This is a genomic window from Flavobacterium sp. GW821-FHT11G01 (assembly GCF_058808175.1).
Genome location: NZ_JBXARK010000010.1, coordinates 1 through 12608, shown reverse-complemented (window position 1 = coordinate 12608; position 12608 = coordinate 1). Strand labels below are relative to the sequence as shown.

6 protein-coding genes are annotated in these 12608 nt (G+C 30.9%); 1 reads left to right on the top strand and 5 read right to left on the bottom strand.

The features are described 5' to 3' along the window. Window positions 1–54: 54 nt before the first annotated feature. The 5 genes from AC1RRN_RS17200 to AC1RRN_RS17180 form a co-directional block, all read right to left on the bottom strand. Window positions 55–483, bottom strand: a complete 429-nt coding sequence (locus tag AC1RRN_RS17200; RefSeq protein WP_492968474.1) for a hypothetical protein — start codon at window positions 481–483, stop codon at window positions 55–57. A gap of 386 nt (window positions 484–869) precedes the next feature. After that, the gene (locus AC1RRN_RS17195; protein ID WP_492968473.1) at window positions 870–1283 is read right to left on the bottom strand and encodes a hypothetical protein; all 414 of its coding nucleotides are present in this window, start codon (window positions 1281–1283) and stop codon (window positions 870–872) included. Beyond that, window positions 1280–5548 carry an RHS repeat domain-containing protein gene (locus AC1RRN_RS17190; protein WP_492968472.1) on the bottom strand — a complete coding sequence of 1423 codons (4269 nt, stop codon included), beginning with the start codon at window positions 5546–5548 and terminating at the stop codon, window positions 1280–1282. Before AC1RRN_RS17190 ends, AC1RRN_RS17195 begins: the two co-directional genes overlap by 4 nt. Window positions 5549–5552: 4 nt before the next feature. After that, a complete protein-coding gene (locus AC1RRN_RS17185) occupies window positions 5553–9296 on the bottom strand; it encodes an RHS repeat domain-containing protein (protein ID WP_492968471.1) in 3744 nt (1247 codons plus the stop codon). Between the two features lie 722 nt (window positions 9297–10018). Beyond that, window positions 10019–11059, bottom strand: coding sequence for a GntR family transcriptional regulator (locus tag AC1RRN_RS17180; RefSeq protein ID WP_492968470.1), 1041 nt, complete (start codon window positions 11057–11059; stop codon window positions 10019–10021). A gap of 392 nt (window positions 11060–11451) precedes the next feature. Between AC1RRN_RS17180 and rhaT the strand changes: the two genes are divergently transcribed. Continuing rightward, window positions 11452–12501 (top strand): L-rhamnose/proton symporter RhaT, encoded by a 1050-nt coding sequence (rhaT, locus tag AC1RRN_RS17175; RefSeq protein WP_492968469.1) that lies wholly within the window; start codon window positions 11452–11454, stop codon window positions 12499–12501. Window positions 12502–12608 lie beyond the last annotated feature (107 nt).

Below are 12608 nucleotides of genomic sequence, written 5' to 3'. Positions count from 1 at the left end.
AGATAGAATTTCATCAATAAAATTAAAAGAATATCCAATTAGATTACTTATGGATTATTTTGGGGTAATCAGCTCCAATTTTCCTTTTTTATATACATAAAAACAAGTATAAGTGTGAGAAACATCTTTTTTGTTTGTTATTGTTTTTGCCCTAAATGTGACGTCAATTAAATCTTTAAAAGCAGATGCATCAGTCGAATAAAAATAGACCGTTATTTTATCCACATTGGTTTTTCCTAAGTAATCCCGGTCTTTAAGCTTTTTTGACGAATAGAATCCGACCCGAATTTCATTACTATCCTTCCAGAAAGCAACTGAAACAGTATTGTCCGTATCTTTTCCTGTATAATGCTTTGCATCCTGGTCGAACTGTAATATCTTATTTTTCAGATCAGTATTTTTTATCCTGATATTATCATCAATATTTGCTTTATTACAGGAATAACTTAAAATTATAAAAAGTAAAACCATTATATTTTTCATCTTATATCATAATTTAGAATTAAATTCATTTAAATTGGTAGGTGTAGGTGCCTTAGCAGGAATAGTCCTCTTTACTACATTGTCGTTAAAATTCAATTCGATGTCCGGTCTTTTCGATACAAAAATATTAAACGTTTCAGGAACCCTGATAAAAACAATTATTGAACAAATGAGGCTAATCAAACAACTAGAAGAAAAAGATAAACCATCTTTAAGCTTATTGACAAGATGCTAACCAATAAAAAATTCAAAGACTTCTTTGTTAAAAATGTAACAACACTATAAAACAAAAAACCTCGCCAATTGATGAGGTTTTCTTTTTCAATGCTTTATCGATTCCCTTTGCGCTACACGAAAGAATTCGTGCGGGAGCTGTGATTTAGAATTCAGGGTATTTTACAAATATCTGTTTTTACATATACTGTTTTTTTAGGTTTACCAATTTCATAAATAAACAATTTCTGACCATTTGAAAGATTATATATTACCTTTTTAGGCAATCCTTTTTCATAAAAAACATAACACCCTTCAACTGGGCAATCAATTATATCAATGTTGTCCTTTTGACAATTTAAATCATTTATGATTTTATTTAGATTATTGATTTCTTTTTTTGATAAAATACGTTCTAATTCAAATTTATCTGAATTCAGATTCTCATCAACATCGCCTTCAATAATAAATTCGCCTTGTTTTATTGATAAGTAAACAATTTTATTATTAACAAAAACATTGTTATTGTTACAGCTGATTAACAAAAAGAACAAAAGTAAGTACAATTTATATTTAATATTTTTCATTTTCTAGTTCCTTTTTCTGTTTTAACGACTTCATTAGCGGGTAATTCCTTTCTTGCGGTACTTTCTCTATTTTGCCAAGGAAAATAATATTCTTGTGTATTTCCTCTGTACGTACCTAAACCTCCTTCTCCCCAAATAACGGTCGAATTAAAGCCCGTAACAGTTCCTTTTGTTTTTTCTTTCATTCCTGAAAATAGGCTTCCGTGACCAGAACCGCAAGAGTTTAAAAATATATTTGCGTTTTCATCAAATGCCTTTGTATTCAAATCACTTGGAGTAATTCCATCACTAGTGATTATTGAGCCACCACCAACTAACATTGATTTAGTCCATCCGTGTCCTACGTAAGTAAAATCTGTGATTAAATCATTATCTCTGGCACTTGACGAAAATGCAAACTCACTTTTCTTGTTAACATAATCTATAATATCAGCATCATCAGAGATTACTTTTACGTTTATTCCAGATTTTGCTCCAGCTTCTTGATATAATTTTAATTCATCATTGGTATATTGTCCTTTGTATATTATCATAGTAACCATTTCATCTCCTGCACTCTCTTTATATTTTCTTGCTGAATCTAAACCAGCCTGCAAGAAATGTCTTGAGTTTTCTTTGTACTTATATCCTGTGTTATTATCCCTATTTTTTCTATCGGAATTCGGACTGCCTTCTTGGTCTCCAACTACGACTATTTTTTCTTTACCGTCTGGGTCAATGTAAATAATCGGATTATTAGCACAATACACATAAGGGCTTTCATTAGGATACTTCTCTGTAAGCGGGTCAACATTACTCCAACCTGCTCTTGCAGGGTCATATAGTCTCGCTCCATAATCATACATGTTAAGCCCTAGTTCGTCCTGCAATTCTTTTCCGTTGTATTTATATTTATAACTACTATTAAATATTACTTCTCCGGCAACTTTTTGTTTTAGCCCAAAAGGGTAGTAGTTACTTTCTTCCACAATTTCTGCGTTTGTTACTGCCCCGTCATTATTATTATCGGCATAACTTAAACGTACATTCCCCAAATGATCTTTGTATTGATAAATGTATGTAAAAGTTCCCAAATTGTAACTGGCATATCCCTCTGAAATTGCGTAAAATCGCAGCACATTATTCTCATACTGAAACCCGTTGGCATAATCAGTGTTTGTAGTACCGGCTATTTTTCTTTGTTTTGCACCTGTAGCATCGTATACATAATTAATAGTACTGCCAGCCAAAGTTACCTGAACAGGCAAATTTAAATAATTGTATGTAATATTTGTTATTCCTTTATTAGCATCGGTTTTCATGTTTCCATTACCATCATAAGTATATTCTACAGTTGTATTGCTGCCATTTTTAAATCCTTCATTACTTGCAATATCTTCTATTTTAAGAAGCTTATTTCCTGAATAGTTATAGGTTAAATTGTCCATTTGTCCAAAAACAGTAGCATTTGCATCAGTATTTCCATTACGTTGCAAAGATGTGATGTTGCCATTTTTGTCATAGGTTATATTTTCATTATAGCGATTCAAATTATCTGTTGCGAGGGTTAGTCTATTAAGTGCATCGTAGCTATAATTATAGTTTTTTAAACTACTGTCCGTATTTTTAGTTTTCCAAAATGTTTGGCTTATATTTCCATTGTATAAAGCAGTTCCTGTCGCTGTAGGATCATTATAATTTATTTGAAAACTAAACAAATCATTGCCTATTGCATTAGGATCATTAATACTCTTGAGCCATCCTCTAATATTGTATTTATAATCAACAGTTTGTAATCTGTTTTGTGTGATTTTGCCCCCTACCTCTTTAGTAACAAGCTTCCCTATTTCGTTATATGTATTAGAGACTATTATTTCTTCTGTTTGAGCGTTTATTTTTTGTTTTTGATTAAGTAACCTATCTGCATTGTCATAGGTATAAGTATCAACAATGGTATTAGTTATTCCCGCTCTGGTTTGGATTTTGGTTGTTTCATTTATTTTTCCTACAAAATCGAACTTGTATTTCACTTTGTCTATGGTTGCTAAGTAATCGTTATAGCTATAAACATAAATAGGTCTTGCTTTATTGTCATAATAGTTAACATTGGTAATCCATTTGTCAGTATCTAAAATACGTACTCTACTTGCTGTGATTAAACCTTTAACATTGGTTGTTGGTGTAACAGTATAGGAAGGTTCTGAAACTCCTCCAGCGAGATCAAACATATAATAGTTATCATAATAAGTGAGCGTTAATACATCGATTCCTGAACTTGGAAAAGCTAGATTGCTGTAATATTGTGTTGTTGGATTTCCTGTTATTAGTTTCTTTTCGTATATAACAGCACTGGTTTTTGCCAGGGTTTGCATAGCTGTACGAGTAATTTCGGTAGTATTTGTGTAAAGACCGGTATAAACAGGTCTGTTAAAAACATCGTATTTTGTAAACAACCACTTATTGCTGGCTCTCAGGTTTGCATCTTGAGTTAAAATAGGCCTGCTTTGTATATCATAGACAATATATTCCCAGTCTTTTCCAGGTAATTTCTTTTCAATCAAACGATTGCTACTGTCGTATTTATATTGATAACATAAATCATTCAAAATAGCAGAACCGCCTGCTATTATTGAAGCTGTAAAATTACTTCCGGATTGTGCATTAAAACCAGGTAATAATCTTATGGAATTTGATGCCGTAAGATTTGCTGTACTACCACTTGTTATAGTATTTGCTGCGGTAACATCCGACGTAATATTTTTTAAGGAATTTACCAATACATCAGTTGCAGCTGGTGGAATTACATAAGTTAAATTACCATAGTTATCATAGACATATTGAGTATCATGAATTTGATCTGCGTTTAAGTTTCGTTTTACTATTAATCGGTCATTAAAATCCTTAAATTCAGTATTTCCTAAATTATCATTATAATTATTATAGTATTGTATGTTAGCAGTTAGAGTAGTATTAAATCTGACTGCTGATGTTAGAGTTCCAGTATAGATTCTTTTAATGCAAAGAGCATTTTTTTCAATATAAACATTGTATAGTGTAAGACCTGTAGTAATATCTACCAGATTGCCCAAATTCATATCATTAATTTCAAAATCAAAAGTCTTTACTGGCCCCGTTTTTATTACACTCCATGGATTAACATTAAGATTTACTCCGAAGGTTAAGACTTTGTTATTTATATCTAAAACAATATTCGAACCCGTTACAGCGCCATTTAAATAACTAAAATCGTTACAATTCCATTCTACATGATACTTGGGTTTCCAGTTTTCATCTCTAACGATCGTTCTAAATAATTTACTTTGGTCATAAAAGTCTTTATACAGTAGTTTAGGATTTCTATCAGAATCTAATTCTACTTCATATTTTATAACCTGACTTAGCTTGTTTGTTCCATTTTCAATTTTCATGGTATTTGCAGAACCAAGTCGAGTATTTTTTTTATCAAATTGATAGGAAAAAGTAGAATAGACATTTTGTAAGGGTTCATTAATACTTGAAGCAATATTTAAGTATCCATTTTTTATACTAAGAAAATAGGAACTATTAGCGCCTCCGTTTTTTATATATCCTAAATCTGCATCGGGTACATATCCTAAAAATTTAATATTTCCCAAATTAAATTTAAATTCAGGACCGCCAAAATTAAAAAGAATGTTTAGCAGACCGTTAGAAGTTACATTAAAAGTTATAGGGGAACCAGCAGCTACATTTCCTGTAACAAATTCGCTATAAGACCATGAATAACTATAAGCGGGAAAAGTATAAATATAGGCATAATCAGATGTTCTCCAGTCTTTTCCTGGAGCTGAAATTTCTGTAGTTCTTAATAAAGGAGAGTTTTCTGTAATTTTTTCAGAAAAAGAATTCATAAAACTAGTTGGTCCTGCACTTGAAACTTCTGTGGGGAATTGCAGCGAATAAAAATTCGCAGTCTCACTTGTCGCAGAACTGGAATATGCTCCATTATTATTTGCATTAGCAGGATAAGGTAAATAATCTCTACTCTTTAAACCACGATTATCATATTCAATCGGGTATATTAAATCTTTGCCAGAAGGTGTTACTCCTAAAATAATATTTTGAATATTTCTGCCCAATCCATCAAAATAATTAACTTCTTGATCTTTAGTGTAATTAGTAGTTGTTATTTCTGAAACTGTAACGGGTGACTTAGGTTTAATTATTGAAATATAATTTTTGTTTGGACTTAATTGCCCATAAGACTTTATATATATTAAAACCAGAATTAGTAAATACTTTTTCATACAATTATTGTTTATAATTATAATTAATACTCTTGATCACTTTGCCATCATTATCTGTTATATATTTTAATCGGTGTAAGGCGTCATAAGTATAGTTTATTGTTAATCCTTTAGGATCAGTGGTAGATAAAAGCTGACCCGTTGTACTATCATAATTATACGTAGTTACCATTAAATTCGAAGCAATTACTTGTGCATTATTTCTTAAATTTTGATTTAAATAATTTTCTAAAGCAATTCCAGTATAACTTTGAATAGCGGCATCAGCAATAAAAGTTTCAGTTGAAGCGGCATCAATTCCTTCGATTTTAGCGACAATATATTTATAATTATATCCATATATATACTTAGTTTTAGGACCTTTTACGATATTAGGTATGTTATATGTTGGATTAATACCATTTCCGTATGTTTGAACCTGTTCATTAATCTTGGCTATAGAATTATTGTAAACATCAGTATAAATAGAATAAAAATAATTATCAGTTGTTAAATCAGTTTGCCCCCCAATAGCACTTGTTTTGTAATTTAATAATGGTCCTTTGGTACTTTGCATATCATAATAAAATTTATCTTCCTTTAAAATTGTATTTCCTCTTTTTGTTGTTATTCTTGTTGGGTTGTTAAGGAAGTTTTTTTCTAAAAGTGCATTATTATTAGTATCGAACGGATATTCATATTCTGTTGATGAAACTACTAAATTGCTTTCTGAAAGAGTTTCTTTTATAAGTTGGCCAATAGTGTTATGAAAATAATTTGTCTCTTTAACAACTGGATTTCCCTGATTAAAATAAAAGGTTTCCTTATGCTTAGAAATTACATCTAATGAAGAATTTATAGGATAAAAATACATATGATAACGTCCTGCCATTATTTTTTCAACTAGTGTTCCCGGAGCCGGATTGTTATATACATATAAACTTGTGTATGCTGTATCTTTAAAATTGGCAGTTCCTGCATAAGTATCAAGTGCAAAACATCCCCTTAGATATTTTTTATCAAAAGATTGATATTCATACTCCTCTTTTTTAAGTAATTCCTTGCTGGAATTTAAGAATTCTATTTTAGATATATTTCCATTAAGGGTGTTAGGAATTGCAGGAACTTTTAATAATTGGCCATTCGCTTTTGCGACATTATTTATAAAATACTTATAAGTAAAACCACCACCATCACTGCTTTTCTCAACTTTTACTTTGTCATATCCAACAAAATACTCATATCCAAAAGTTGACATATCAGGAACAGGATTAGAGTCAAAAGCATAAACATCGAGTCCTCCCAATAAATAAGCCTTTGAATATGTATAACTAGCGCTCCCACTTATCATTGTACAGGAAGGCAAATCTAATTGTATATTTGGATATCCCGCTTTGGCTAATTTACTATTTATATCCCGAGCTAAGTCTTGGCCTGAACAATCAAAACTACCTGAGCCGCCAAAAACAAAGTTTAAAATTTCTAATGCTTTGCCTTTCGTATGCGTTTTAAATAAAACAGGAAGTATTAATTTGCCATATGTTTTATTTGGCTCATCGTAATTATATTTTTGAAATGAAGTAAGTCGATTATCATAATCATAATTATTAATTTCCTTAATTCTCAAACCGCCACCTTTACCAATCATACTACTGTAATCCTGCCCCTTAATACGTACCTTTCTTTTTGCATAAGCAATTTGTGCCGAAACGTATGCGTGATTGGCTGGACTTCCCTGTACACCACAGTTATCACTTAATTCTACCTCCATCATATATTTTCCAGGATAGAATTTATAGTAATCCTCACCATAAGATATATAATCTGTCAAAGTTGCTGTGGTATAATTAGGAATACTTTCCTTCCATTTCCAGGCCTTACTAATAATAAGAGTTTTGGTGTCTGATGTGGAGATGTTTTCTATAGGTTTCGCGGATGCAAAGGAATAAATTTTTATATAGGATGAGTTAGGATCCATTATTTTTTCAAAATTAGCGGGATTATTTCCCATGCTGAAATCGGTCTTAATTTTTATTCCTACAGTATCTTTAACTTCAAAAAAAACATATTTCTTGTTAAAATTATCATCCCTCACGACTTCTGCCACTATATCATCCTGAGATGGATATATTCTATTAGAAAAAGTATTACTCTCATACGTAAATTTAGTTTTACCTCCTTCTGGATAAGTGATCTGATCAAGTATTGCAATTTTATTATGATCTTCGCTTGCGATTTTATCGGCAGTTCCTCCACCAGTATAACTTGCCGTATAATAAATACCTAAAAAGCTTGGTGCAGGTGGGGCCCAAAAAAGAGCTCCAGGATTTAATAGAGTTTCAAAATCATCATCTTTATCAAAGTATTTAGCATCATAGTAAAGCATTTGTTTAGGATCAATTATACCGCTAGTGTTGTTTTTACCATTATAATATCCCCAAAAATCAAAATTGTAACTTTTTTTACTTGGCAGAGAATATTGAACCTGAAGTATTTTATCGTTATAATTAAACAGATAAGGAGGTTTTCCTGTTTCGGTAAGTGAATTTAATTTTAATCGTAAATTATCATATCGAGCTTGATTTGTAGAATACGTAACGCCGTCATTAAAATAAGAGTATGAGAAATCAAATTTGTTAATTGTATTTCCAGAATAATCTTCTATTCTTATTCTGTCTATTTTATCTTCATCCATACAATCCAATCGGGGACTAGAATCAAAATAAACTTTAATTTTATCACTTATTATACTTTTTAAGGTAACCTTGTTGTATTTAGAAGTACTTGTATATTTATTATAACCAGTAAATGGATTAGAGCCGGTACCTGTAGACGCTTGAGCAGAACCCCCTTCTATAATTGCAGCATAAGAGTCATAAACGGCAATATTAGGTCCTAATGTTTTTACTTCAACTTCTTTTGCAATAATATTACCATATGGATTGGCATAAGTCCCCTGCGGAGCATTATAATCAAATTTTATTTGCTGTCCATCAGTCATTACAATTCTATCCAAATAGAAACTATGACTAATATAAGGTTGTACATTGTCTGCATAGTATCCAGATTCATAGGATTGTTTAACATTATCAAAGTAATACTTAGTACCATCTGGTGTTGTAGCGGTAAATGAAGTCAGGTTAAGTGTATTAAAAGTGAATACGAATTTAATGTTTTGGCTTCTGTCAAATAGTAGTACCTCTTTTGTAACGGGATTTATTGCAAACTTACCATCATAACCACCAAAACTATAACTGTAAATATCCGGTTGTACAAGTCCTTCTACAACTCCAGTATAATAATTTTTAATTGTATAATCAATACCTGTATAAGGTACGTAAGGATGAGCACGGTTTACTTCACTAAGCATATTTTCCCTATCATAATGATTGTTGGCGTTTACTCCATTTAACTGCCAAAAAGCATCATTTTGAGAGGGGAAAGGATATCTGGTATCAAAATCATCATAACCCCTTATATCCTGAGTTATAACACCACCGACTTGTAAATTCCAGCCTAAACCAACACTTGAAGCTTCCTGATTTACTTTTATACCGGATGAATGATATCTTAGACTAATTGCTACTCCATCCATATCAAGAATAGGGAATCCAATACTTGCAACTCCTGTATATTCTGATACAGGATAATCTGAATATTCCTTGAATGCCATTACGTCTGGACTAAAGGGCATTCTAACTTGTGAATTAGAGAAATTTATAAATAGAAAATAAATAAATAAGACTTTAAAACGAAAAAAATATTTCATAAGCAGGACATTTTTAATGATTTAATATTTTGGAAAATTCATATGCATGGCGGCTATTAATTTGTTATTACAAAATAATAGTATGGTGGTCTTTTTATATTTGAGATTAATCTGGAAATAAATCTTCATTTACATAAAATACCGTTGTATTAATACTAAAAGAGAAATACGTTGGGGAATTATATAGTAAGGGAGAAAAGATAATGTAGAGAAATAAAAATTTAATAGAAATTATTAGAGAAGAAGTTTTATACATGTTAAGATTTCTTAATTAAAGTATTTGTTTTTTATTATCTATTAAAACAAACATAATTAATAAAATCAATGGTTTAACATTTTTTTTGTAAGTAATATTAACAAAATTATTCTTAAATTGTTAATATACCTTTGAAGTTTTTAATACGTAATAATAAACAAAAAGTACTTGTAGAATCGACATTACTTGGTTTAAAAGTTATGATAAAAAAATATATCATAAGAAGTTTGATTCTGTAATTTAAATTATACTATTGAAGAAAGAAATATAAAAGGAATGAGCCCGATACAATATCGAGCTCATTATTATAAAATTTAATTGTAAATTGGTATAAACTTTTAGGTGTACTCTAAAAGGGAAAAGGATTTTCTTTATAAAACTGATCGTTTCAATTCAATTTTGAAAATTTATTTACAAATATTGAAACTATGCTTATTGTATTTATAAAAAGGAATCTTCACTTATTCTAAATCGAATTTCGATCAATAAAATTAAAAGGCACTTTTACAGATCCTTTCTCTTTATTCAAAATCATTCGGCCGGCGGTTTCTCCCATTACATTAAAATCGGTAGACATTACCGTTATGCCGAGAAGTTCTTTTAAAGGAGTGTCGTTATACGAAATAACGCCAATATCTTTTCCTAATTCGTATTCTTCATCTCTGATTTGTTTCATCAAATTCACCAAATCTGATTCTTCAATAGTAATAAATAAATCTCCTTTTTTAAGGATCATATCATCGTAAACTTCATCCAGAATTTCAAAATTTATTTCATATTCCACGCAGAATTTTCTAAATCCGTGTAAGATTCGGCGCGGGTAAGGATAAACAGCTTTCTCCGGATAAACTAAAATAAGTTTCTTGTATTTTTTTATTTTTGAAAGACCTTCTTTTAATGCGTTGTAAATGTCGTTTTCAAAATCTTGATAAATCTTGATAATTTCACCTTCCATGTTCAGCTTGATGTTATCCATAATAACCAGCTTTTCCTGTGGAATTCTTTGAATAGCTTTTACAACATCATCTGTAAAGCTTAAATGTTTCAGTTCATCGGTTTTAAAATGCGTTGTGATTACATAATAATCATAGGCACCTTCAAACTTGTCCAGTAAATTCAAAAACAAGGTTTCATCGCAGTGGTAAATATGTAAATCAGTATGAGCATTAGCGCCGACAGTATCAATAAACGAATTGTACGTTTTCATTTTGTACGCACTCAATTTATTAAAAAGAAATAATATGTTTACTTTAGATTCAAGTTTGGTTCGGGTAATATAATAGCCCTTTCCTCTGATAGAAGAAATAATTTTTCGTTCCTTTAGAATATTATACGCCTTTTCAACCGTATCGCGAGACATATAGAACTCTTCACTAAAGCTATTTATCGAAGGTATTTTTTGATTTATCTTCAAATTTCCGTTAGCAATATTTTGCAATATAGAGTCTACAATCTGTTTGTATTTAGGAACCCTTGAATCTTCATCGATTTTAATAAGTTTAATCATTTTGTAAGTCTTACAAATTATGTTTTAAATAAAAGCGTAACATAATTCTGAATTATAATTTGTATTAAAAGCTGAATTCGAAAAAGCTTCTGAACACCATTTTTTGCTGCTTTTTTGATAAAAGTATCCAATTAAATAAGGTAATACTTTCATATTTGGGTGATTTGCTTATTTAAAGGCTAATTGCGGATATAACAATTGCGAAATCGATTGCTAAAATAGAAATTTTAAATTTATTTATCGACTATAAATGTGTTCTTCTTTGCAATATTATTCGGTTTTAACATAAATGCAAATCATAAAGGATAGTACAGGATAGTTTTGTTTTCTACATTCTCTTATTTTACAAAACGAGATTAACTATCACAAATAACCACAAACAAAAATACTAAATGGAATCATTATTAGGAATCATTTTTCACTCCATAGGAGGATTTTCTTCAGGGAGTTTTTATATGCCATTCAAAAAAGTTAAAAATTGGGCTTGGGAAAGCTACTGGATTGTAGGAGGTTTTTTTTCCTGGTTAATTGTACCACCAATTGCAGCTTATTTAACGATTCCACACTTTACAGAAGTTATAGCGGCAGCATCACCAACAATCAAAGCCTTTACCTATACAATGGGATTAATTTGGGGAATTGGCGGACTAACTTACGGGTTAGGAGTTCGTTACCTTGGAATGTCTCTTGGAAACTCTATCATTTTAGGATTTTGTTCTGCTTTTGGAGCTTTAGTACCTTCTATTTATTATGATATATATCCTACCGAAGGAAAAATCTCATTTAGTCATATGCTTTCAAATCCAGGTGGACAACTGGTTTTATTGGGAGTTGCAGTTTGCCTTTTGGGAATTGCCATTTCCGGGAAAGCCGGAATTTTGAAAGAAAAAGATTTTGCAACAGGACATGAAGATAAAGACAAAGATTTCAGTCTTGTAAAAGGACTTATTATAGCAGTAATTTCAGGCATTCTGAGTTCATTTTTCAACTTCGGAATTGAAGCTGGAAAACCAATGGCTGAAGCAGCTGTTGCATCTGGTTGCAACCCTTTATTCCAAAATAATGTTACCTATATCGTTTTGCTTTGGGGCGGATTGACAACCAATTTTATTTGGTGCATGTATCTTAATTTCAAAAACAAAACGTTTGGAGACTATACTAATACAGCAACTCCTATCACTAAAAATGTTCTTTTTTCTGCTCTTGCCGGAACCATGTGGTTTTTGCAATTTTTCTTCTACGGAATGGGAGAAAGCAAATTAGGAAACGGAGCAAGTTCATGGATTCTACACATGGCAACCATTATCCTGACAGCAAATTTCTGGGGATTCTATTTGAAAGAATGGTCAGGAGTGTCAAAAAAGACATTCAGAACTTTTTTATGGGGTATCGGATTAATTATGCTTTCGATTGTTTTAGTCGGAATCGGAAATTCATTATAAAAAAAAACAAATAACCAACCAATTATAACCAATGTCGAATATAAATACAACACATATGAATTTTAAGCATGTAAGCTATTTGTGGGATGAGTCAAAGGCAGCAGCTT